Annotated in this window: 18 protein-coding genes and 3 pseudogenes; 8 read left to right on the forward strand and 13 right to left on the reverse strand. The window is 58.4% G+C overall.

The genetic code is table 11. The features are described from left to right. The first annotated feature begins 51 nt into the window (after positions 1 to 51). The 3 genes from AB4N91_RS14295 to AB4N91_RS14305 all read left to right on the forward strand — a co-directional run bounded on the left by AB4N91_RS14295 (position 52) and on the right by AB4N91_RS14305 (position 2600). Positions 52 to 1068 (forward strand): AbrB family transcriptional regulator, encoded by a 1017-nt coding sequence (locus tag AB4N91_RS14295; protein ID WP_460112591.1) that lies wholly within the window; start codon positions 52 to 54, stop codon positions 1066 to 1068. Between the two features lie 599 nt (positions 1069 to 1667). Continuing rightward, positions 1668 to 1922, forward strand: a complete 255-nt coding sequence (locus AB4N91_RS14300) for a LysR substrate-binding domain-containing protein (RefSeq protein ID WP_224795519.1) — start codon at positions 1668 to 1670, stop codon at positions 1920 to 1922. A gap of 96 nt (positions 1923 to 2018) precedes the next feature. Further along, positions 2019 to 2600: a hypothetical protein gene (locus AB4N91_RS14305; RefSeq protein WP_460112665.1), complete on the forward strand. Its 582-nt coding sequence runs from the start codon at positions 2019 to 2021 to the stop codon at positions 2598 to 2600. Between the two features lie 599 nt (positions 2601 to 3199). Here AB4N91_RS14305 and AB4N91_RS14310 read toward each other — a convergent pair. Next, a pseudogene (locus AB4N91_RS14310) lies at positions 3200 to 3361 on the reverse strand (con-10 family general stress protein); the annotation flags it as partial. A gap of 264 nt (positions 3362 to 3625) precedes the next feature. Here AB4N91_RS14310 and AB4N91_RS14315 point away from each other — a divergent pair. Next, entirely contained in the window at positions 3626 to 4183 is a 558-nt protein-coding gene (locus AB4N91_RS14315) for an ATP-dependent Clp protease proteolytic subunit (protein ID WP_010459465.1), read from the forward strand. Between the two features lie 250 nt (positions 4184 to 4433). Next, a complete protein-coding gene (locus tag AB4N91_RS14320) occupies positions 4434 to 5417 on the forward strand; it encodes an LLM class oxidoreductase (protein WP_460112592.1) in 984 nt (327 codons plus the stop codon). Between the two features lie 109 nt (positions 5418 to 5526). Here the strand turns inward: AB4N91_RS14320 and AB4N91_RS14325 are convergent. Next, positions 5527 to 5676 (reverse strand): annotated as a pseudogene (locus tag AB4N91_RS14325) (zinc-binding dehydrogenase); the annotation flags it as partial. Beyond that, positions 5656 to 6123 (reverse strand): annotated as a pseudogene (locus AB4N91_RS14330) (cation:proton antiporter domain-containing protein); the annotation flags it as partial. The pseudogenes AB4N91_RS14325 and AB4N91_RS14330, both read right to left, overlap by 21 nt. Positions 6124 to 6709: 586 nt before the next feature. On the opposite strand from AB4N91_RS14330, the gene AB4N91_RS14335 reads away from it, so the two are divergent. Both AB4N91_RS14335 and AB4N91_RS14340 read left to right on the forward strand, forming a co-directional pair. Continuing rightward, positions 6710 to 7453, forward strand: coding sequence for an SPOR domain-containing protein (locus AB4N91_RS14335; RefSeq protein WP_460112593.1), 744 nt, complete (start codon positions 6710 to 6712; stop codon positions 7451 to 7453). 70 nt (positions 7454 to 7523) lie between these two features. After that, entirely contained in the window at positions 7524 to 7814 is a 291-nt protein-coding gene (locus tag AB4N91_RS14340; RefSeq protein WP_010459421.1) for a DUF6388 family protein, read from the forward strand. Positions 7815 to 7917: 103 nt separating this feature from the next. Here the strand turns inward: AB4N91_RS14340 and AB4N91_RS14345 are convergent, their stop codons facing one another. Then, on the reverse strand, positions 7918 to 8772 hold the full coding sequence (locus AB4N91_RS14345; protein WP_010459419.1) for a helix-turn-helix transcriptional regulator: 855 nt from the start codon (positions 8770 to 8772) through the stop codon (positions 7918 to 7920). A 188-nt stretch (positions 8773 to 8960) separates the two neighbouring features. Continuing rightward, positions 8961 to 9932 (reverse strand): XdhC family protein, encoded by a 972-nt coding sequence (locus AB4N91_RS14350; RefSeq protein ID WP_010459417.1) that lies wholly within the window; start codon positions 9930 to 9932, stop codon positions 8961 to 8963. A gap of 90 nt (positions 9933 to 10022) precedes the next feature. Here AB4N91_RS14350 and AB4N91_RS14355 point away from each other — a divergent pair, with 90 nt between their 5' ends. Then, a complete protein-coding gene (locus AB4N91_RS14355) occupies positions 10023 to 10808 on the forward strand; it encodes an alpha/beta fold hydrolase (protein ID WP_460112594.1) in 786 nt (261 codons plus the stop codon). On the opposite strand, the gene AB4N91_RS14360 is transcribed toward AB4N91_RS14355, so the two are convergent. The 8 genes from AB4N91_RS14360 to AB4N91_RS14395 all read right to left on the reverse strand — a co-directional run bounded on the left by AB4N91_RS14360 (position 10801) and on the right by AB4N91_RS14395 (position 22505). Further along, complete coding sequence (locus AB4N91_RS14360) at positions 10801 to 12153, reverse strand: MFS transporter (protein WP_304816888.1); 1353 nt, start codon at positions 12151 to 12153, stop codon at positions 10801 to 10803. The genes AB4N91_RS14355 and AB4N91_RS14360 overlap by 8 nt on opposite strands. Before the next feature lie 181 nt (positions 12154 to 12334). Next, on the reverse strand, positions 12335 to 13138 hold the full coding sequence (locus AB4N91_RS14365; protein WP_010459412.1) for an enoyl-CoA hydratase/isomerase family protein: 804 nt from the start codon (positions 13136 to 13138) through the stop codon (positions 12335 to 12337). Positions 13139 to 13157: 19 nt separating this feature from the next. After that, entirely contained in the window at positions 13158 to 14696 is a 1539-nt protein-coding gene (locus AB4N91_RS14370; protein WP_460112595.1) for an AMP-binding protein, read from the reverse strand. 5 nt (positions 14697 to 14701) lie between these two features. Then, entirely contained in the window at positions 14702 to 15202 is a 501-nt protein-coding gene (locus tag AB4N91_RS14375) for a (2Fe-2S)-binding protein (protein WP_084321443.1), read from the reverse strand. Positions 15203 to 15204: 2 nt separating this feature from the next. Continuing rightward, complete coding sequence (locus AB4N91_RS14380) at positions 15205 to 16011, reverse strand: FAD binding domain-containing protein (RefSeq protein WP_427700318.1); 807 nt, start codon at positions 16009 to 16011, stop codon at positions 15205 to 15207. After that, positions 16008 to 19007 (reverse strand): xanthine dehydrogenase family protein molybdopterin-binding subunit, encoded by a 3000-nt coding sequence (locus AB4N91_RS14385; RefSeq protein WP_447890487.1) that lies wholly within the window; start codon positions 19005 to 19007, stop codon positions 16008 to 16010. Before AB4N91_RS14385 ends, AB4N91_RS14380 begins: the two co-directional genes overlap by 4 nt. 163 nt (positions 19008 to 19170) lie before the next feature. Continuing rightward, positions 19171 to 21381, reverse strand: coding sequence for a putative bifunctional diguanylate cyclase/phosphodiesterase (locus AB4N91_RS14390; RefSeq protein WP_460112596.1), 2211 nt, complete (start codon positions 21379 to 21381; stop codon positions 19171 to 19173). A 155-nt stretch (positions 21382 to 21536) separates the two neighbouring features. Beyond that, complete coding sequence (locus tag AB4N91_RS14395; protein ID WP_083377012.1) at positions 21537 to 22505, reverse strand: oxidoreductase; 969 nt, start codon at positions 22503 to 22505, stop codon at positions 21537 to 21539. Between the last annotated feature and the right edge of the window lie 20 nt (positions 22506 to 22525).

Consider the following 22525-nt stretch of genomic DNA (forward strand, 5'->3'; position numbering starts at 1 on the left):
TGCACGGCCCAAATGGAAGCGTTGGCGCACTTCAAGAATCAAGGAAGACTCATGAAAAACCTGGTGTGTTTGCTGATCGCCACCGGCGTCGGCACCGTGTTGCAATACGCCGGTATCCCCCACGGCCTGTTGTTGGGCTCGATACTCGCGAGCGCGTTGATCGCCAGCAATCTGCGATTTTCCCCCACCCTGCCCTTCGGCCTTGGCTATGTGCAAATCGTGCTGGGGATTGCGACCGGCCTGATGTTTACCTCGTGGGACAATCACACCGTGGCGGCCATGTTGCCCAGCCTCGGCTTCATGCTGCTGTGCCTGATGGTCCAGAGTTCCGTGGCCGGTTTCTGGTTGTTCAGAGTCTCGGGCTGGAACCTCAAGGACTCGCTGTTATCCGTGTACCCCGGCGCACTCGCCGCCGTCTTCGACTTGATCGAGTCTGAACGCGCGTCCAGCAAAGTGATCGTCGTGCATCTGGTCCGCCTGTTGTCGATCACCTTGCTGGTCAGTTTTTGCATTCCCGGACATGTCGACGTGGCGCTGGCCCAGAGCAGCCCGCTGGACGTGAGTACGGCGCTGACCCTGCTGTCGCTGATCGCCTTGTGCCTGCTGCTCGGCCGCGTGCTGTTGAGCGTCGGCGTGCCAGCGCCGTTCATGCTCACCGCCATCGTGCTCACCGCCGTCTGCATCAAGCTGGGCTACCTCCAGACATTCCACCTGCCGCAGTGGAGCGTCGACTCCGCCTCCGTGCTGATCGGCGTGCTGATTGGCTCGAAATTCAAGGACATCACCTTCGCCGAGCTGGTCCGCCATGGCCGCGCCGGGCTGCTCGCCGTCGGCCTCATGTTGCTGATCGCCGCCGCGTTTGCCGGTGTAGCCGGGCAGTTGCTGGGCAGCGATCCGCTGTCGTTGTGGCTGGCCTACATGCCGGGGGCCATTGAAACCATTGCCATCGTCGCGTTCAGTGGCGGGCTGAATGTGGTGTTCATCCTGACGCATCATTTGGTGCGGATGGTCGTGCTGCACTTTGCCCCGGCGCTGATTGTGCAGGCGCGGCGCTGGCGGGCGGAGTGATTGCCGAACACAAATCGCAAACACCTCCCGATGTGGAGGCGTTTTGCTTTGTGCTGCCGGGAGGACGGGACTAAACGGGAGAGATCGTGGCCAGGGCACCAATCAAAATGGTTAACACCAGAAATCCACCGAGGAAAATTGCCATCTTGCCCATGGGGCCTCCTACATTATGAGTTTACGGTGCAGTGACTGCGCGACTGCGGACCGTGCTGTCATTGTGAGCGTGAGGGTGGGTGCATGACAGAGGCAGATGGCGAAGGAAAATACGGATCAGATGCTGGACGTGTAGCCGCTGCCGAGCAGCGCGAGGCCTGTGGGACGACCCCATCCAATGTGGGAGCGAGCCTGCTCGCGATGGCGGATTTATATTCAACAGAGATGTTGCCTGACCCACCGCCATCGCGAGCAGGCTCACTCCTACAGGGGGCAGCGGCGATAACAATACCTGTGGGACGACACCATCCAATGTGGGAGCGAGCCTGCTCGCGATGGCGGATTTACATTCAATAGAAATGTTGGCTGATCCACTGCCATCGCGAGCAGGCTCACTCCTACAGGGAGCAGCGGCGATAACAATACCTGTGGGACGACCTCATCCAATGCTGCGCTGCGCGGCGATAGACAGCGTCGGCATTGCGCAGATGCCGATGTCGCTGGTGCATGACTTTATCGAGCGCGGGCAGCTGGTGGTGGTGTTGCCTGATTGGGCACCGCGGACCGAGATGATTTATGCGGTGTTTGCGAGCCGGCAAGGGATGCTGCCGTCGATGCGGATGTTGATTGATTTCATGGTGGAGCAATTCAGGTTGCTGGATGATCCGGCGCGGGGGATGCGCGGGAGTCCGTTGGTTTGATAAGGCCAAATGCTGGACCTTGCAGGTGAGGTGCCAGACGCCCGCTTTTCCACTGCTATGCTGATAGCATCAGTTTCTGCGGTCGAGACGAGTAGCATGGCAGCACAAGGCAAGCATTCCTCGTTCACGCCCAAGTCTATGGCCTTCCTGGCTGGCATTTTCGTTGTCGCTTGGGTGGCCATAACGTCGCTCGAAACTTATTTCGACCTGACATTGTTGGCCGATACCACGAGCTGGCTGCTACGTTTGGGGGATTGGCTTTTGCTGGAAACGCCAATGCCGAATTGGTCGTTGCTGGTGATTATCGCGATTTTCATCAGCACTCTGTCTGTAGCGATTTACTACGTCCGCATCCCTGATGGAACTGACGGCGAGTTACACGAGATAGAGCGAAAGGTTTACAAAAAGAACAACCCTCAGTTTCCAAAGTTGACCGATAACCAAACGCTACTGATGGAAGTTTTGGCCTATCATGCGAACTTCAGAAAAGTTGCAAACTTGAACTCGGTTTGCAAACTTGTCTCCCTCAGCACGGTAGAAGTTGAAGCCGGCCTAAAGCAACTCCAGGCTAAACGTCTGGTGACGCAAAAAGTGACCCGCGGTACGTTTGGCGCCACCATTTTTGAACTGACCTTGGCAGGTAAGGATTATGCGTTGGAGCGATTTGACCTTACGTAACAGTGATGTCTAAGGCGGCGAAAGAAACCGCGCAATATAGTGAAGATGTTCCATTCAATCCTTCAACTGCCCTACCCCATGCTCATTACCAGCTACCTGTGAGTGCTCCCGAAAAAGGCGCTAGATTGGCCGAGTTTCGCGAGTCCACAACAACGAAGTCATCGCCATTGGCGTGCATCTTGTGAAATCTCAGCGGCATAAATTGATCCTGGCGAGGAGACAAGGGTGAAGGCGATCTAGCCCCATCAGCATGACTCAAGCAAGATAAGACGAGCATTGCCATCGATATCAAGCCCCGAAAATTCGGGGCTTGATAGGGTCACACGACATCAGGACTTACGTCCTCCACCTCCGCTCATCCCATCATCATTGCGCCCCGTTCCAGACGACTTATCGCGGTCATCGGCGAAATTGCCACCGCGTCCGCTTCCTTGCCCGCCGCTGGACGATTGATCAGCCTTGTTAGGCTGCTGTCCGCCGGAAGCCTGGCCGCCTTTTTGGCCTGGCTTGGACATGTTTTCCTTATCGTCGGCAAATTCCCCTCCGCGATTTGTACCCTGCCCACCTCCGGACATGCTGTCTTTATCGCGCGAGGGCTGTCCGCCAGAAGCTTGACCTCCCTTTTGACCCGCTTCAGACGCGCGTTGTGGATCGTTGGCAAAGTTGCCGCCAGACGCTTCTCCGCCTTTCTTTCCGGCTTCTGAAGCCTTGTCAGGATCATTGGAAAAATTGCCTGGATTGTTATTTCCTGTATTGGCCATTTTGTTCACCTCTACATCGTTGGCACGAGCATGGGCCCGTACAATTCGGAGGATCCACAAAACGGAAAGTTTGAACGGAAATACGGTGCTCGCGACGAGCGGATTCGGGCGTTTGGTTCCATTGGAAACGGCGACCAGTCGACTGACGGCTGTCCCATTCATCGGTGTCACCTTACGGCGGTTTTTCGCCCTGAATAAGCGATGTTTACTAGACTCAATAGCGCTTGGAAGCCCTCCCCCGCATCGCACCCAGGAGGTCAATCAATGACTGAACACATCGTGCATTTTCATTGCCAGATCGACCAGGCAACGACCGAGCGCTTCAGGGATTGCTGCCTTGAAGCCATCGATCAGGGTGCCACCTCCCTTCTCCTGAACCTGTCCACTTGCGGGGGCAGCACCAATTTTGGCTTCACGCTCTACACGTTTCTGAAGTCGTTGCCCGTACCGCTTTGCGCAATCAACGCCGGCAATATCGAATCGATGGGCATCATCATGTTTCTGGCGGCAGGCCGGCGCATCACATCGCCTCACGCACGCTTTCTGATTCATCCGATGAACTGGTACTTCAGCCAAAAATCCGTCGACCATCAACGGCTGAGGGAATACCTGTCCAGTCTCGACAATGACCTAGCGCGCTACGTGCAAATCTTTATGCTCGAAACCGCTGACGCAGCGACCAAACTCGACATTTTTCATTGCTTGTCTGCGGAGGAAAAGGTCATCGCCGCCCATGAATCGCTGGCTTATGGTATTGCTCATGAGATGAAGCAGATGGTGTTTGCTGATAACGTCAAACACTGGAAGGTCAGTGGTGGATGATCAATCTTAGTCTTGGCGCCAAAATCCGAGTTCCGCACGCCCAGAACATGGCGGTTCTCTGCAAAACCGCCTACGCTTCTTGCATGAATCCCCAGTCCGTTGCTGAGTGATCAGTATTGGGCTGGAGCGATCTGATTGCCTTTGACCGCCCGTTCCTTGCCAATCCGGACCTGCACGCGCATATCGCCAACAACTCGCCTCTCAATCCGGTCGACCCGCGGTTCACGTTCTTCCATTGAGGAAGATGATTATGTATCGGCCAAGCACGGTTCCTTATCAGGAGCATCGAGGGTTCAGGCGAACGTTCACTCCGGGTCATTTGAGCCTGGGATTGTTCTTTCCTTTGGAGGCCTTCGATGGGGACACTCCGAGCATGCTCAACCAGGTCGAATTGGCCAAGCGAGCAGAGGCACTGGGCTTCTCCGCGCTCTGGTTTCGCGACGTGCCTCTTCGGGACCCTGGTTTCGGCGATGTTGGCCAAGTCTTCGACCCCTGGGTTTACCTGGGCTATATGGCCGCTCATACGTCGGAGATAGCGCTAGGCACCGCATCCATCGCCATCCCTTTACACCATCCTCTGCACACGGCCAAGGCATCAGCCAGCGTCGATCAGTTGAGCGCAGGTCGATTGATTCTTGGGGTAGCCTCCGGCGATCGCCCAGTGGAGTTTTCGGCCTTTGACGTCGATCCCGAAAGGCGCGGAGAAATCTTTCGAGAGCACTACGAAGTGATTCGCCGAGCCCACAGCACAAGCTTTGAACCCATCCGCTGGAGCGGTGGTGAGCTGCAGGGCGCAGACCTCATTCCGAAACCCACAACCCAGGTCATTCCAATGCTCGTGACCGGGCATAGCCGCCAGTCACTGGATTGGATCGCGCGCGAAAGCGTCGGATGGATCAACTATCCGCGCGCGCCGAAAATGCAGCGACTGATCGTGGAAGATTGGCGACTGGAAGTCATGAAGCAATGTGGTTCCATCTATAAGCCCTTCACTCAGTCGCTTTACATCGACCTCAGTGAGAACCCGTCCACGCCACCCACTCACATTCATTTGGGGTTCAGGCTTGGACGCGTCCACCTCCGGGCTTTGCTGGAGGCGCTTGAGGAAATCGGGGTGGACCACGTTATCCTGAATCTCAAGTACGGAAAGCGCCCTGCTGCGCAAGTCATTGAGGAGCTGGGCGCTCACCTCGTTCCGCAATTCGGAGTACAGCCTCGTTCCGAAGCGAACTGAAACCAATACGTTACTGGACGGATTCATCGTCAACTCTGCGACATAAAAAATGGCAGTGATGCCGCAGGCGGTTCAGAGGCCCGCAAGCGAGCCCGCCCGAGGAGTGAAGTCAGAAACCTTCTAGAACGATCTTGCCCCGGGCCTTGCCGCTCTCGACCAGCGCATGGGCACGACGCATGTTGGCCGCATTAATCGCACCGAAGTGCTCGCCCACAGTGGTCTGCAGAACACCTTGGTCAATCAGAGCGCTGACGTGCTGCCCTCTCGGCTCGGTAATGTCACCGCGTTCCGAGAGAACTTGCATAACCAGGGCCGTGGAGGTGAGTACAAAACCCGCTGCGCAGACAAATGACACCTGCCAAGGGAATCCAAAAGCCATGCCGACAAAAGTGAGCAGAACAGCACAGACCACCACCTGCAGGCTGCCCAGCCCAAAGATCTGCCGACGCAGATCCCATAGGTGCGAGGGTTTCATCTCCAGTCCAATCACAAAAAGAAACATCGCCACACCCAGCTCGGCCACCTCAATGATGGTGTGGGGGTTATTGATCAGTTGCAGTCCGAAGGGGCCAATGATCAGCCCCGCCGCCAGGTAACCGACCACTGAGCCGAGCCCGATGCGTTTGAGCAGCGGCACTGCCACCACGGCGGCGGCAAGCAAAGTGACGACAGCAAATAATTGTCCGACGTTGCCTTCAGCGGCCATAGCATTGACCCTCATCCCACATCAGGACCGGTAATGCTTCCACGGCCAGGCGTGTTGAGCAGAGCTTTCAAGCTGAGCGCTCAGTTCCGCAAACTCTTCAGGACTAAGCACAGCATCTGGAGCGTTCTCCAAGAACTCTCTGCGGTAGGAATGGCACCTGAAGTGTAGTGCAGCACACCGGCATCGTTTGAAAGGGTGACAAAAAATTCAGTTGCTTCTCCCCGTCCTTACCGTAAAGGGCCGGCTAACAATCCTTTCATTTATACCGAGCGCGCAGGCTTGGCTTGAATCTTTGGCCAGGTACTTTGGCCACGATATTAACCTTAAATATAAGTGTTTTAATTGGCCCTCATCAAATCCATCTGATACGGCTTTTTTTTGATCACCTGAGCCTTTTTCGTCAACCAACAGTCTATAAAGTGCATGCCCGATGTTCTTTAAAACAACAAAAAGCAGCCAACTCGTTTTGGCGCTTGGGCACACTGACGCGCTCAAGAATCCAGACCATCCCAGGATCAAAAATAGAACCCTGTTTTATCAGAACAAACGGGACAAATAACAATTCATTTGATTTGGAGATGGTGTCGTGCGAAAGCTTGGCTTGGGCTTCCTGGTAACTGGCGTTTTTGGGCAACTATCAGCACTACTATGGACCTACACGTCCACAGGACAAACTTGTCAAAATAACGTCGACAATTCACACATCCAGCAAAAAGTGACAAAGTTCGAACAACTATTCGATGACACCGCAAATAAAGTTGCGGCAGAGCTCAGTGCAAAAGATTCCGACGGGCTCGCGCACCTTGCGAAAAACGAATCCCGCATACCCGACTCAACGGAGGCTGAGGCCGTACAGTTTTTGATGGAAAAGCCAGATGAAACTACAGTACTTACGCTGCCTTCATTGCCCACACAGGCACACAAATGGACAATTATTCTAAGCGGTCTGATTGCTTTCACCGGCCTGCTCTTGGCACTCTTCGCTCGTAAAAAAACCATTCATACGCAATGGCATGTCTTTCGTACCATTCCAGGCTCGCTAATCACGCCGGAACGCCCGTGCTTGACATGCGGCGGCTATATTCTCCACCCTAAAAAAGAAGCTTCAACCACGCCTTCATCCGGCGTTTGGGTGGTCGAAATTGCATTGAACACACCCAGTCGCCACCGCGCAGTAAAAGCCATTCAGCAGCTGGAGTTGCCGGTAGCGCGTAAAGAAAACAACTTTGTCGTCATCGGCCCGTATAAACAAAAGCAGGACGCGGCTCGCGTCGTGAAAGAGTTGAGTGAACGTCATGGCGTTCGAGGATGGATGATGGCAGGAAATTGACACAGTCCGATTTATCGCTGGGCCGACCTCGAACAACCAGCTACTTATTGCATTCCACAAGAGAGCATTCATGATCGCAAAAGAACTTAGAGCCGAACTCGCCCTAAAAAAGTTTCTGGACGCCAACTTATGGATCCAACTTGAACTCAGCGAGCTGAACTACAGCCTCGCTGAAAACTGTGGGCTCTCGCCGGAAGAATATCGCCTTAAATTTCTGAAAGAAGCATTTGAAGCAGAAGCCGACGCGCACGGCTGCGATTGCTGGGACTTCATCCTGCAGTGGGTGGCCGAAACCAAGGAAGAACTTGAGTTGATGCGCGAAGAACGCATGAAAGAGATTTATGACTTTCTGGACAATTAATAGATGTTACAACTTACGTAGCCTATAAAAGCCGTCAGCTTCAAGTTGAAAGACTAACTTCATCGGCGGGAGTATTGCCCAATACCCCCGCCCTCCTCTCGGTTCAAACCGTCGCATAACAATCCACTACACGCCGATACTGGCTGGGAGAAGCTCCGATGTGCTGGCGGAAAAACCGTGTGAAATGACCTTGCTCGGAGAACCCGAGGTTCTCCGACAACAGGCCCAACGTTCCACTGCGCTCACGCTCCAGCCAGGTAAAAGCCCGGCGCATGCGCGCGTCGTTCAGCAGCAAGGTCGGGGTCATGCCGGTATCTTTCTTGAACAGCGCAAAGAAGTGCGCCCGAGACAGTCCACAAGCCCGCGCGGCGTTGTCGATCGGGGTCGGATCATCGAGGTGCTCAAGCAACCAGGCGGTGCCACGGCGCACGCGCGCGTCCCGGAACTCACCTGAGTTCGGCGCACCCAGCATCGACAAATGCCGCCAACTGGAAAAGTCCTCGATCAGTTCGATCAGGAAGTCGAACAGCATGAATTCCATGCGTTCTTTCGGCACGATCCCGCAGCCATGCGCTTCGGCGACCAGGATGTCGGCCAAGGTGCGATTACGACTCGACAGCTCGATGCACGACCGGGCAAAAAAGTCCGGCCGACCGCTGAGCGCCAGCGACTGCTGGGCAGTGGCCAGCCAGGCGGGCTCGATGTAGAGCGCAAGGATCAGGGTGGCACCGGCGCCCGGCTGCGGATCGTAGAAATGCGGCTCCCAGGCGTTGACCAGCACCGCCGTGCGATCGCTGAGCGGAACCCGCCGACCGTTGACGTTGAAGTAAGTGTCTTCACCGGACACTTTAACCAGGACATGGCATTCGGAATGGGTGTGGGTGACCAGCGAACGATCCATATTCAGCAAGGCGACCCGTCCAAACCTGCCGTGGAAAACCCGTTGGGCAATCGACATCAGATTCCTCCGCTCGCTAGAAGCGATATTGTTACCGACCACAATGCATATCATCGGGGCGTCTATCTATTTCTCAACCCCGACGGTCACTCAATGGTTCAGCAACACGTGGCTGGCCACTATCGCGCGCGAATGACCGAGCGTCTACCTCGACTTTCGCAGCCCCCACACTCGTCGGAAAAACCGCCTTACAAGGCATGGCGTTCTTTCCCGTGATAAACGCGCAGGATATCGGCCACCACCGCCAGAGCGATTTCCGCCGGAGCCTTGCTGCCCAGATCCAGGCCGATGGGCATGTGCAAACGGGCAATCTGTTCATCCGTCAGACCACCGATGCGTTTGAGCCGCTCGGCGCGCTTGGCCGACGTTGCCTGAGATCCCATGGCGCCGATGTAAAACGCCGGAGTGTGCACCGCTTCCATCAGCGCCAGGTCATCGATTCGCGGATCGTGAGTCAGCGCCACCACCGCGGTCGCCGCGTGGCAACCTCCGGCGGCAATGAACATCGAGGGCAGCACGCGTTGCATCTCCACACCTTCGAGATGTATATGCAGCATCTCTTCCCGGGGATCGCAGGCGATGACTTCGCAGCCGATGGCACGGGCAAAACCGGCGCAGACTTCAGCGACCGGCGAGAGCCCTGCCAGAATCAGTCGTAACGCCGGGCCAACGCTGATACGCACCTTTTCGTCGACGACTTGCACCCGCTCGCTGCCGTGTCCGGTGTCCGGGTCCAGGCGCAAGGCACCGCTGCTCAGCTCGACGTGACGCATCAGACGGCGCTGGCCGAGCAACGCCGCTTGCAGACTCTCCAGGTGGGCGATCCATTCGAGACTGGCAGCGCGGTGCTCGACCAGCACGATCAGCACGCCGCCACAGGGCAATCGCAGACGGTGGCGTTGCTCGACGCTGTCGCCATAACTGACGATCTGCGCCGGTTCGCGTAACTCACCGCGCGTCAGGCTTTCGAGAAACTCCTCCTCGACGCAGCCACCCGACAGCGAGCCGACGTGTTCGCCTGTGCCATTGGTCACCAGCATCGCACCCGGCGCACGCGGCGCCGAGCCATAGGTGGAGAGTACTGTGCACAGCCACTGGGCCTGCCCGGCGCGAGCCCATTGCAGTGCCTGGTCGATCACCTGAACATCGAGATGACGCATGTTTTCTATACCTCAAGCAAAGCGTGGTACTGCATGCTGGGTTACGTTTACGGTAACCTGCGAGCAACCTTGTTCAATCGTTGATTCAACATGTCGCCACAACAATTTTTGCAACTTGGGCCGCTGCGCCTGGAATATCGCCAACTGCCTGCGGCTGACCCGTCGCGACCAACGTTTGTGCTGTTGCACGAAGGCCTCGGCAGCGCCGAACAATGGAAAGACTTCCCCCTGCGCCTGGCCCAGGTCAGCGGCTGCGGTGTGGTCACTTACAGCCGTCAGGGTTATGGGCAATCGAGCCCGGTAACCCTGCCGCGGCCGCTGAACTACCTGAGCAGCGACGGCCCTCGTGAACTGCGGCAATTGCTCGATGCCTTGCAACTGCCGCAAGTGGTCTTGCTCGGTCACAGTGACGGCGCATCCATCGTCCTTGCCTATGCCGCTACCGACGATCCACGGGTGTTGGGCAGCATTGCACTGGCGCCTCACGTGATTGTCGAGGCTGAGAGCCTCGACGGCATTCGCCATACCACTAAGGTGTGGCATCAGGGCGAACTGCGCGAGCGCCTGGCACGCCATCACGGGACCAATGTCGATGGCGCTTTTCACGGCTGGAGCGACAGTTGGTTGCACCCGGACTTTTCCCTGGACGATCTCGAAGCGCAGCTGGCTTACATCGAAAAGCCGCTGCTGGTCATTCAGGGTCGCGAAGACCACTACGCCACGCCCGAGCAACTGGTGGTCATCCAGCGACAGGTGCCTGGACCGTGCCGCTGTGTGCTGCTGGATAACTGTCGGCACTTTCCCCAGACCGAAGCGCCCGAGCGGACTTTGCGGCTGATCTGCGAGTTCCTGGAGCACCTCCCCGGCATTATTTGAAATTGCCTTGGGTTTCTGGAATCACCACGCTGCCAATCAGATAGATCACCGACAGACCGGCAGCGAAAATCGCCAACACCATGGGGATCTGCGCCGGGCTGCCGCTGACCAGGGACACAAAGGTCGGCATGGTTCCGCCGAGGGCGAAACCGATGTTCCAGGACAATCCGGTGCCGCTGGCTCGCAGCTCGGTGGCAAAGCGTTCGTTGAGAAAGATCAGAATCGGCGCGATGATCGCCCCACCTATGAAGCCTATGCCCACGCAATACAGCGCAGTACGGGTCAGCGAACCCGATTCGGCGACACCAAGGAACATCATCGGCAGGCTCACCAGGTTGATCACACCCAGCAGCAGGAAAGTCTTCTTGCGACCGATCAGGTCACTCAGGTAACCGAAGGCCAGTGCTCCGACAATGGTTGCCACCGACCCGTACATGAGCAGCTGCGAAGTCTGCGCATGAGGCACTTTGGCGACCACGTTGAGCAATGTCGGCAGATAACCGCAGGCCAGGTAATACGTGGCACCGCCTCCGAACGTAATCAGCAGATTGACCAGCATCACGCCGCGGTACTCGCGACCGAACAGACGCTTGAGCGGCGACACGACAACTACTGCCGGCCCCTTGGTTTTACGCGCTTGTTGCAGTTGCTGCCAGACCGGGGTCTCTTCCAGGTAACGGAACATCACCAGACCGAACAATGTGCTGAGCAGGCCGCAGAAGAACATGAAGCGCCAGCCCCAGACGTCAAATTCCTCCCCGGGAAAGATCTCTGACAACACCAGATAGGTGAATGACGCCAACAGCGCGCCCATGCCGGCACCGGCGCCACCGATCAACCCGGACATCAAGCCGCGATAGCGCGGCGAGATGGATTCGGTGCCGATGGTGTGAGTGGAGGCAACGATGCCGCCCACGAAAATGCCCTGAATCACCCGCAAGACCAAAAACAGTATCGGGGCCAAAATGCCGACCTGATGAATGGTCGGCAACGCGCCAAACAGTGCCGTGGAAATACCAACGCCGACCATCGAGACCATCAGCGCACGCTTGCGACCGTGTTTGTCGGCATACGCACCGAAGATCGCCGAGCCCAGCGGACGCACCAGCAAGGCCACGGCGAACGAGGCATATACCGCGGCCAGCGACAATGTCGGGGTGTCCGAGGGGAAGAACAGGCGGCCGATAATCGGTGCCACATAAAGCAGAATGAACAGGTCAAACAAATCCAGCGCCCAGCCGAATGTCGAGGCAAATGCCGCGAGCAAGGCCTTGCCCGGTGGAATCTGTGGTGTATCGCTAGCGGCGCTGGAGGGTGATGCAGTTATTGTTGTTGTCGTAGTCATGGTTGCCTCACACAAACGGTGATCGAACGTTCTGCATCCCGGTGCACGGGTTGCGAGTAATCAGCAGGTCAGCGGTGAAAGCTTGATGTGCCCTTTCAGTTGCATTGAAGGGGCGGCAGGCCCTGCTCCGTAAGGCGTACGCTGTTATCAACATACTCCCGGGCCCGCTCGCCAGTACGATTTACTCGCCGATAAACACGGCCGTACGCTTGCTGTGAAACGCTTCAACGCCTTCCTTGAAGTCTTTGGAGCTACGCAGACGGCTGTAGCAGTGACCTTCCATTTCAATCGCGACGGTCAGCGGCGCATCTTCGTTGTCGTTGATCAGTTTTTTCGCCGTGCGCTGAGCCAGCGGCGAGAAGCGGCGCAGTTCATCGACCAACGCGTCGACGGTGCTTTCCAGTTCGGTATCCGGCACGACCTCGGTCGCGATACCCCAGGCGTAGGCCTGGTCACCGGTGATGCGTTTGGCGCGCATCACCATGTGTTTGGTGCGGGTGATGCCGATGATTTTCTGCAGGCGCGCGGAGCCACCCGAGCCCGGGATCTGACCGAGGTTCTGCTCAGGCAAGGCGTAGCGAGTGGTTTGCGAAGCAATGCGGAAATCGCAGGCCAGGGACAGTTCGAAACCGACGCCGAAGGTGTAACCCCGGTTGGCCACGATTACCGGTTTTTCGCAACGTGCCGGTGCCGCGACGTTCCAGGCCAGTTTCGAAACGTGCTCTGGCGACGCTTCGAGGAAGCCCTTGATGTCGCCACCGCTGGAGAAGTGTTCGCCCACCGAGCGCAGCACGATGACGCGCACGCCTTTGTGTGCATCGAGGGCTTCGAAGACCTGGCGCAGTTCATCACGCTGCCCCATGGAAATGACGTTCAACGGTGCGCGGTTGAGGATGATGTCGGCGCGCTCGCGGGACACATCGACTTCAACCTGGAAGCCATCGAACTGAGTGTCGAGAAATTGCTGGATCGCTTGCTGTTGCATGAGAGTGTCCTCTGGATGATTAGCTGATGGCCTTCAAGGCCTGTTCCTGAAATTGAGCCAGCAGCACGCGCCGCAGCACCTTGCCCACTGGAGATTTGGGAATCTGATCGATGAACTGATAACGCCGTGGCCGCTTGAATTTGGCCAGGCCCGAAGCAATGCAATGGGCATCGAGGTCGCTTTCCGATACCTCGGCGCGCAGCTTGATAAACGCGGCAATGATCTTGCCCCACTGCTCGTCGGGCAGACCGACCACCACCACTTCTTCCACTGCTGGGTGCAGAGAGAGCATGTTTTCGATTTCTGCCGGGCTGACGTTTTCGCCGCCGGTGATGATCAAGTCATCGACACGACCGGTGACGAACAGATCGCCCTCCAGATCGAAGTAGCCGATGTCACCCGTGAAATACCATCCATCACGCAACGCCTTGGCGGTCGCTTCGGGGCGGTTCAGGTAGCCTTCGAACGCCTCGTCACTCGCCAGGTCGGCGATGATCTGGCCCTCCTCCAATGGGTTGACCTGTACGTCCACCGTTTCGGCATCGATCGGCACCACGCGCACGCGCTGGTTCATTGCACTGCGCCCTGACGAACCGGGTTTGCGGCTGGCTTGCTGGTCGATGGTGAAGGTGTAGATCTCCGAGCTGCCGTAATGATTGACGAACAATTGCGGCTGGAACGCCTGCTCGACGCGACGCATCAAACCGTCGCTCATCGGTGCACCGGCAAAGCCGATTTTCTCCACACTGGCGACTCGCTCGCGGGCAAAGGCCGGGTGTTCGATGAGCATGTGGTAGAGCGTCGGCACCAGGTACAGGTTGCTGACCTTTTCCCGCTCGATGGCTTGCAGCGTGGCTTCCACGTCAAACTTCGGCACACAGACGAAATGTCCGTCGATCAGCGCCATGGACAACAACGAACGAACGCCCATGGTGTGGTAAAGCGGCATGACGCCCAGCGTGCACTCGCCCTGGCGGTAAAGGTTTTGCGCTACGTGGGCAACCGCCGCGGCGCGTTCGCTACGGTGCCGACGGGGCACGCCCTTGGGCTTGCTGGTGGTTCCGGAGGTGTACAGCAGCAGTGAAAAGTCTTCGGCGTCGGCCTGCAAAATGATGTCGGAGGGGGTCTGCGAACACAGTTCCTCGAAACTCAGGTCGGTGTTGGCGGCACGCAGACCGGTGGCGATCCGTGGCAACCTTGTGGCGGCGCTGCAACCGGCCACGGCGGTCACGGTCGCGTCGTCGTAAGCCACTGCCCTAATTTGCGCATCTTCGATGCAGTAGCCCAGTTCATCGGCAGTCGAACGCCAGTTCAACGGCGTCATGACGATGCCCGCAAACTGACAGGCCCAATGCAGGGTCGCCATCTGCCAGCGGTTTTGCATCACGACCAGCAGTCGATCACCGCGTTGCAGCCCAAGGCATTGCAAGCCCCAGGCGGCACTCTGGATATCGACGAACCATTCTTCATAGGTTTTCTTCAACGCACCGTCACTGACCGCCACGGCGTGCGGCCGGCGTTCAACGGCAGCGAGGAAACTGCGTCCGAGATCGAACATTTTTGTTATACCCCTTTGTTCGTTTGGCGCTGGGCAGCGACTTCGAGCACGGCCTGGACGATGCCGGTGTAGCCGGTGCAGCGACATAGATGCCCCGAAAGCATGTCGCGTACCTGGGTCTCGTCCGGGTCGGGTACCCGTTCGAGGAAGTCCACGCAGGACATGAGAATGCCCGCAGTGCAAAAGCCGCACTGCAAGGCGTGATGTCGGCGAAAGGCTTGTTGCAGGTCGCTCAGTGTGTCGTCGTCAGCCAGGGACTCGACGGTCTCGATACGCCGCTCGTGCCCCTGTACCGCGAGCATCAGGCAGGAACGCATGGCGACGCCGTCCACCAGCACCGTGCAGGCACCGCAGACACCATGTTCGCATCCGACATGGACACCGGTGGCACCGAGGTCGTGGCGCAGGAAGTCGCAGAGTTGGGTCCGCGGCTCAGCCAGGGCTTCGCGGGAGCGGCCATTGAGTTCCAGGCGAATCGGAAAGGTTTGGTCGGCAGTTACACGCATGTTCAGACTCCTTCGATCAGCTGATGACCCAGCTCGCGAATCAGTTGGCGGCGATAGGCAGCGCTGGCCTGCACGTCGTCTTGTGCATCGAGCGACCAGGCGGTTTGATTGAGCGCATCCGGCAGCCCCGCGCCACGAGGCAGGCTGCGACGTTGCGGACGGTCGGCGACCCCGCCGATGCCGAGTTCGACCTGGTCCGCGCCGATGGCCGCAGCCAGGGAGACAATTGCAAAGTCGCCGTGGCGCATGGCGATCTCGCGGAAGCGATAGGTAATGCCTTCGCGCTTGAGCGGAAAACGCACCTCGACAACCAGTTCATCCGCACGCTTGTCGGTGGTGAGAATGCCTTGGAAGAAGTCGGCAGCCTTGACGATGCGCTTGCCTTTTTTCGACTCGAGAACGATCTCGCCGCCCAGCGTCACCAGGCACAGCGGCAACTCGGCGCTGGGGTCGGCGTGAGCCACCGAACCGCAGACCGTGCCGCGATTACGGGTCTGGAAGTGACCGATCCAGGGCATCGCCAGTGCCAATAAAGGCACCTCGTCCATCAGGGTCGAACGCGCCAGCAGTTGCGCCTGTCGTACCCCGGCGCCTACCGCCAGGCAATCCTTGCGCAGTTCGATATAGGCCAGCTCAGCCACATGATTGATGTCGATCAGCAACTTGGGTTGAGCCAGGCGCATGTTCAACACCGCCATCAGCGATTGGCCACCGGCGATGATGCGAGCCTCCTGACCGTACTCGGCGAGCAACTCAAGCACCTGACGACGGGTGTCAGCCCGAACGTAATCGAAAGCCGCCGGTTTCATTGCGCACCTCCCTTGCCAAACAGCGCGCCAAGCGAGGCCCGCAATCGCGCCCACCAGCCGGTGGAGATGGCTTGGCCGCTGACCCGTTGCGACAGGCGAGTAAAGATTTGTCCGATGATCACTTTCGAGGCCCCTTGCAACATTCGGCCGCCGACGGCGGCGACTTTGCCGCTGACCGCTACCTGGTATTGGTATTCCAGACGTGTGTGGCCATTTTCCAGTTCGACGAAACGCACCTTGGCCTGACCCTGCGCCGAACCCATCGAGCTGCTGCCGGAGCCGGACAGACGCAATGAATGCGGCGGGTCCAGATCACTCAGGGCGACCTTGGCCTCGAAGCGCGCGCGGATCATGCCGACGCCGACGGTGACGTCTGCGCGGTAACGGTTTTCGCCTTCAAGCACGAGGTCGTGGCAACCGGGAATGATCGCCGCCAGCGTCTGCGGGTCGAGCAAGGTATCGAAGACCTGTTGCGGCGAAGCAGGAATCACCACCGAGTCGTTGGCCCGCAGTGCCGGTCCACCGGCAGGTACTGCGTCGAGGTTTTCATCGGCCTCCATACCGGCGGGCCGTGGTGGCTCGTCGATGCCGATGAGCGTGCGTACTTTCGAGGGCGTCAGTGGCAGACGGATGTCCGATCGACCGAGGGCGTCGGCCACCGCGTTGGCGATGCACACCGGCGTGCTCATGTTGTTGCCCTCGCCCACACCCTTGGCGCCCAGTGGGGTGAATGGCGATGGCGTTTCCATGTGCAGGATCATCGGTTCGATCACTTCCGGTGCGGTCGGCACCAGATAATCGGCGAAGGTCCCGCTCAGGAAGCTGCCGTCCTCGCCGTAGGCGAACTCTTCCATCAGCGCCGCGCCGAGGCCTTGGGTGAAGCCACCACGAATCTGGCCATCCACCAGCGCCGGATTAAGCAGGCGGCCGGCGTCATGGCAGGTGACGTAGCGGTCGATGTGGATCTCGCCGGTCATGCGGTCGATTTCCAGACCGCAGATATCGAAGACAAAGCCGTAGCACAGCGAGCTGTTGACCTGATCCTTGTCGTCCGGTGCCTCCAATTGCGGCGGGCTCCAGAAGGCGGTTTCGCGCAGACCGCCGCTTTCACCTTCCGGCAGCAGGCCCGGCGACCAATGGGTAGCACCGGCAATCCGATGGAATGGCGCTACCGCCCCGCCATTGACCACAAAAATCTTGCCACCCGCGAAACGAATATCTTCGGGACTGGCCTGCAATTGCTCGGCGGCAATCGCGGCGAGACGATCGCGAATCTTCAGCGCTGCCTTGTAGACGGCACCGGCCACAGCACCGGCGAAACGGCTGGAATAGTTGCCAGAGGCAATCGACCACGCGTCCTTCTGAGTGTCCAGTTCGACGTTGACCACGATGGATTCCAGCGCAACCCCAAGCACTTCGGCAACGACCTGAGCCACGGTGGTTTGATGGCCCTGCCCTTGCGGTGCGGAGGACACGTGCACACTGACGTCACCCAACGGGCCGACGTTGATGGTTGCGGTGGCGACAGCGCCGTTTTTCGGACCGGCCTTGCGCCGCTCTTCGGGCGTCATCGCGGTGGTGATGTAACCCATGTTGGAAATCGAGGGTTCGATGACCGCGGCATAACCAATGCCATAGATTCGGCCTTCGGCACGCGCCTGATCACGACGTTTGAGCAACTCCTCGAGTCCACCGTCCGCCGCCGCCAAGGCAATGCCTGCCTGGTAATTGCCGGAATCGAGCAACGCACCGGCTGCCGCGCGATAAGGGAAGGCGCCGGCCGGCACCAGGTTGCGGCGGATCACGTCCAACGGATCAAGCTTCAACTGCACGGCGATGTGTTGCAGCAGCCGCTCCAGCGCGAAATACACCTGCGGACCACCAAAACCACGGTTCAGGCCGGAAGGGGTTTTGTTGGTCAGCACCACCCGGTTACGCACTTGCAAATTGCGGATCGCGTAGGCACCCGTCAGGTTGCCGTGCATGCGGTAGAAAGTCGCCGGTTCCGGCGCTCTCAGGTAGGCACCACAATCGTCGATCTGGTCATAACGCAAAGCGGTGATGCGGCCATCCGCTTCTACCGCCGCTTCAATTTCGGTCACCCGATTGGTCGCCGAAGAAGCCCCCTGAAGGTGTTCCAGACGATCCTCGACCCACTTCACCGGTGCACCAACCTTGCGTGACGCCAGGCCCATCATCACCACGTAAGGGAAAACCCCTTGCTTGATGCCAAAGCTGCCGCCGGAATCTTTCGGTGTGCGCAAACGCAGGCGGTTGCCAGGCACATTCAGTGCCCGGGCCATGACCGTGTGCAGCGCATAGGGGCCCTGGAAATTGGCCAGCACGTCATAAATGCCGGTGGCGCGCTCGTACTGAGCCAGCACCACATAGCATTCAATGGGTGTGCAGGAACTGCGCGGAAACTTTACTTTGAGCGAGACCTTGTGCGGCGCCTGCTCGAAGGCCTGCTCCGGTTCGCCATAACGAAAGTGTCGTTCGTTGACCACGTTGCTGCCGACGGCTTCGTGCAGGATCGGCGCCTGTTCAGCGGTGGCCAGTTCCGGGTCGATGATCGGCGGCAGCGCCTCGTATTCAACGCGTACACCTTCGATCGCGTCCTCGGCCAGATAGCGGCTCTCGGCGATCACCACGGCCACCGGCTCTCCGACATAACGTACCTTGTCGACGGCGACGCACCAGTGCTCCATCGGCTGCCGCACACCCACCGGGAACGGCAGCGCCCAGCGTTTGACGTCTTCGCCGACCAGCACGCCGTGCACGCCTTTCATCAGCAGCGCACGGGAAAAGTCCACCGAGGTGATCCGCGCATGAGCGTGGGGTGAACGGATGATCGCCGCGTGTAGCGTACCCGGAGGGATCGCAGCGTCATCGGCATAACAGCCGAGGCCGCGCAACAATGCGGCGTCCTCGACACGGGTCTGACGGGCGCCGATGTGGCCGGTCTGGCTTTCGGTAGCAGGCTGGAAACTAGTCATTTTTTTCGCGGCTCTTGTTGTTGTGCAGCGCGATAGCGTTAGAGCCGAGTGTGTGAGAAAGGCGCAGGGAGCGCCTTGCCTGTGGAGAGGGAGTTCTGCGCTGGGGTCTGAAGATTTGCCTTAGCGTCTGATTTTCAGGTCTGGGACCAGACAGAACTGGTGGTCAGGGATGGGACGCGGGATGGCTCAGGAAAGCTTCGATTTCTGCATAGGGCATCGGTTTGGCAAAGTAATACCCCTGAAAAACATCGCAGCGACTGCCCTTCAGGAAATCCACCTGAGACGCCGTTTCCACGCCTTCGGCGACCACCGTAAGGCTGAGGTGATGGGCCATGGAAATAATGCCTTGGGTGATCGCTGCATCGTGATTACCAGTGGCGATTTCCTGGATGAACGAGCGGTCGATCTTGATCTTGTCGATGGGCAAACGCTTGAGGTAGCTGAGGCTGGAAAAACCGGTGCCGAAATCATCGAGCGCAATACGCACCCCCAGCGCCTTGAGCCGGTGCAACGTGTCGATTGCCTGTTCCGCGTTATGCAACAGCAGCGACTCGGTGATCTCCAGCTCCAACTGCTCACCACGCAGACCATGTTTCTCCAGGGTGGCCTGGACACACTGGACGAACTGGCCACGCTGAAAATGCATCGGCGAAATATTCACGGCCATTGAGATGCTCGTAATGCCCTGCTCGCCTAGCTGGCGCAGTTGCGCGCAGGCCGTATCGAGTACCCAAAGGCTTAGCGGGATGATCTGACCACTGTCCTCTGCCACCGGCACAAACACCGCGGGGGAGATAAATCCTTTTTCCGGATGCTCCCAGCGCAGCAACGCTTCGATCCCGACCACCCGACCCGTGCGCGCTTCTATCTGCGGTTGATAATGCAGCTTGAGCGACTGGGTCTCGATAGCCTTTTGCAGGTCATTGCGCAGGCTCGCGTGCTCGCAAACGCGCTGATTTAGATCGCTGGTGTACCACTGAAAGTTGTTGCGCCCTTGCTGCTTGGCTTTGTACATGGCCATGTCAGCCTGCTGAATCAGCTGCATCGGCTGCTCGATGTGACCATCGTTCAGGGTGATGCCGACACTTGCGCTCAGGTGCAGGTCAATGCCCTGGATGCAGTAGGGCCTGGCAATGCTGGCCATCAATCGCTCGGCTACCGGTACAACGTCCTCATCACGAAGCAAGTCCGGCAGCAGAACGATAAATTCATCACCGCCCATGCGCACGATGGTATCGCCGGGACGAATCTGCTGGGTCATACGCTGCGCCACCTCAATCAGCACCTGATCGCCGAAGTAGTGTCCGATCGAATCGTTGATGGATTTGAATCCATCCAGATCAATGCACATCACCGCCAGACGACGCTTGCGCCGACGACTGATGTGACAATCCAGAACAAGCCGTTCTTCAAGCGAAACACGGTTGAGCAAGCCGGTCAGCCGGTCATGGCTGGCGTTGAAGCTCAACTGGCGCTCGTAATGCTTCTGCTCGCTGATGTCCCGGGCAATGCCGAATACCCCGACGATTTCTCCGTTGACCATGATCGGCAGGTTAGAGATGTCCATGGTCAGCAGATTGTCACTCTCGTCGAGAACCCGTGCCTCGAAGCGCTGAGGTTCTCCGGCGCGGGCTGCGGAAAAATGCTGACTGACCCGCTCCAGGTCCTCTTCGAGTACCAGATGGGAAAAGTGATGACCAATGAAATCGGTTGCGGTGTACGGTTTCAGCTTCAGGCCTGCTGCGTTCACACTTTGGATATTGCCGAACAGATCGAGGGAGAACACGGGGTGGGGGTTGTAGGTGAACAATGAACGAAAACGTTGTTCGCTTTCCTCCAGTCGTTGGCCATCACGCTCATGACGAATCGCAATGACTGCCAGTTGGGCCGCGCGGTCCAGTCGTTGAATCTGCGCCTCGTCCGGCGCATGGACGCGGTTCTGGTACAGGGCAAATGTACCCAACACGCGTCCCTGATGGGAGAGCAAAGGCACCGACCAGCAGGAACGCAGGTTATGCCCCAGCGCCAGGCTGCGGAAACGCTCCCAGTTGGGGTCCCGGGCGATGTCTTCGGTGACTACAAGCTCGCGCCGGAACGCAGCGGTGCCGCAGGTTCCTTCCTGTGGACCAATGGCCATTCCATGAATCGCGTCACTGTATTCGACCGGAAGGCTGGGCGCCGCGCCGCTCAGCAAGCGTTTGCCCTCGGCATCAGTGAGCAGTATCGAACAGAAGGTTTCGGGGGCCTGTGCGTCGTGCATCTGGCAGATGGCGCAGAGTATGTCGCCCAGATGATGATCGGTCGCGATCATACCGAGAATGTCACGTTGCGATTCGGGGAGTGTCTTGCTGCGAAAACCAGGACGAGTATTCATGGTGGTTCCTGAAGACTCTCGAGGTCGTCCGGTCTTCAGAGAGCCAGAAATAGTAGGCGGCCGATCACTGTCCACTAGTGCGTCGGACGCGCACTCTATAGAGCACCGACGCACTAAAAAAAGACTCAGATCCAACATAAAAAACAGTATCAGATTTATGAAACTGTCATCTCTGTCCATTGCTCCGATGCGGCCCAAAGACGCTCGGCATACTCAAGATCGACTGCCCATCTGGCCACGCCCTTGCGTCCCGTCTCCGATTCGTTGATAGAGGCGATATTGCAATCTTCGCAGTAAACACCGCCCAAGGTTGCAAGCGTGGCGCTGGTCGCACACCACAAGCCGGTTGCAGCGCCCTGTTCCAGTGTCTTGAGTCCGATCTCCGGGTTCAGGCGCTGCCGACCGTGCTCATCCAGCACGTCGAATGCGGCTATTTCGGCGCTGCTCAGATGGCGTCCGAGGCTGGTCAGGACTTGCCCCGGGTGCAGCGAGAATGCCCGCACGCCGCGATGACGTCCGCGTTTGTCGAGCGCCAACGCAAACAGTGCGTTGGCGGTTTTCGACTGACCGTACGCCACCCACTTGTCGTATGGCCGGCGCAAAAAATCGATGTCGTCAAAATCCACCCCGGCGATCTGATGCCCTCGTGACGAGACCGAAACCACGCGCGCCGCGCCCGCGGCAATCAGTGCCGGCCACAGCCCGCAAGTCAGGCGGTAATGACCGAGATGGTTCGTAGCGAACTGACTTTCGTGCCCATCGCCGTCTCGCGTCAGTGGCGAGGCCATGACCCCGGCGCAGTTGATCAGCAGCGAGATCGGACGGCCACTGTTGAGCATGCGTCGGCTGAAGGCTTCAACCGATGCGGGTTGCATCAAGTCCATCTCCAGTACTTCGACCCGCTTGACCTCTGCCAGGGCGGCCAGGGCCCGGACCGGATCTCGGGCGGGAACGATAACGTGTGCGCCCGCCGCGGTTAGGCATTTCGTGGTGACCAGTCCGATTCCCGAATAACCGCCGGTGACGATCGCAATTTTGCCGGTCAGGTCAACACCTGCCATGACCTCGGCGGCGGTACTGGCGGCATTGAAGTCGGAGTGAATAGGGTTTTGAAGCGTCGGCATGAGAAATCTCCCTCGCAGGT

This window comes from Pseudomonas sp. H3_D04, assembly GCF_054669175.1.

What these genes read in the sequence shown, in the direction of transcription:
- AB4N91_RS14395 (WP_083377012.1), bottom strand. Translation starts at nt 22,505, where the DNA reads ATGCCGACGCTTCAAAACCCTATTCACTCCGACTTCAATGCCGCCAGT.
- AB4N91_RS14300 (WP_224795519.1), top strand. Translation starts at nt 1,668, where the DNA reads ATGCTGCGCTGCGCGGCGATAGACAGCGTCGGCATTGCGCAGATGCCG.
- AB4N91_RS14350 (WP_010459417.1), bottom strand. Translation starts at nt 9,932, where the DNA reads ATGCGTCATCTCGATGTTCAGGTGATCGACCAGGCACTGCAATGGGCT.
- AB4N91_RS14320 (WP_460112592.1), top strand. Translation starts at nt 4,434, where the DNA reads ATGTATCGGCCAAGCACGGTTCCTTATCAGGAGCATCGAGGGTTCAGG.
- AB4N91_RS14345 (WP_010459419.1), bottom strand. Translation starts at nt 8,772, where the DNA reads ATGTCGATTGCCCAACGGGTTTTCCACGGCAGGTTTGGACGGGTCGCC.
- AB4N91_RS14370 (WP_460112595.1), bottom strand. Translation starts at nt 14,696, where the DNA reads ATGTTCGATCTCGGACGCAGTTTCCTCGCTGCCGTTGAACGCCGGCCG.
- AB4N91_RS14295 (WP_460112591.1), top strand. Translation starts at nt 52, where the DNA reads ATGAAAAACCTGGTGTGTTTGCTGATCGCCACCGGCGTCGGCACCGTG.
- AB4N91_RS14360 (WP_304816888.1), bottom strand. Translation starts at nt 12,153, where the DNA reads ATGACTACGACAACAACAATAACTGCATCACCCTCCAGCGCCGCTAGC.
- AB4N91_RS14375 (WP_084321443.1), bottom strand. Translation starts at nt 15,202, where the DNA reads ATGCGTGTAACTGCCGACCAAACCTTTCCGATTCGCCTGGAACTCAAT.
- AB4N91_RS14385 (WP_447890487.1), bottom strand. Translation starts at nt 19,007, where the DNA reads ATGACTAGTTTCCAGCCTGCTACCGAAAGCCAGACCGGCCACATCGGC.
- AB4N91_RS14340 (WP_010459421.1), top strand. Translation starts at nt 7,524, where the DNA reads ATGATCGCAAAAGAACTTAGAGCCGAACTCGCCCTAAAAAAGTTTCTG.
- AB4N91_RS14380 (WP_427700318.1), bottom strand. Translation starts at nt 16,011, where the DNA reads ATGAAACCGGCGGCTTTCGATTACGTTCGGGCTGACACCCGTCGTCAG.
- AB4N91_RS14390 (WP_460112596.1), bottom strand. Translation starts at nt 21,381, where the DNA reads ATGAATACTCGTCCTGGTTTTCGCAGCAAGACACTCCCCGAATCGCAA.
- AB4N91_RS14315 (WP_010459465.1), top strand. Translation starts at nt 3,626, where the DNA reads ATGACTGAACACATCGTGCATTTTCATTGCCAGATCGACCAGGCAACG.
- AB4N91_RS14305 (WP_460112665.1), top strand. Translation starts at nt 2,019, where the DNA reads ATGGCAGCACAAGGCAAGCATTCCTCGTTCACGCCCAAGTCTATGGCC.
- AB4N91_RS14355 (WP_460112594.1), top strand. Translation starts at nt 10,023, where the DNA reads ATGTCGCCACAACAATTTTTGCAACTTGGGCCGCTGCGCCTGGAATAT.
- AB4N91_RS14365 (WP_010459412.1), bottom strand. Translation starts at nt 13,138, where the DNA reads ATGCAACAGCAAGCGATCCAGCAATTTCTCGACACTCAGTTCGATGGC.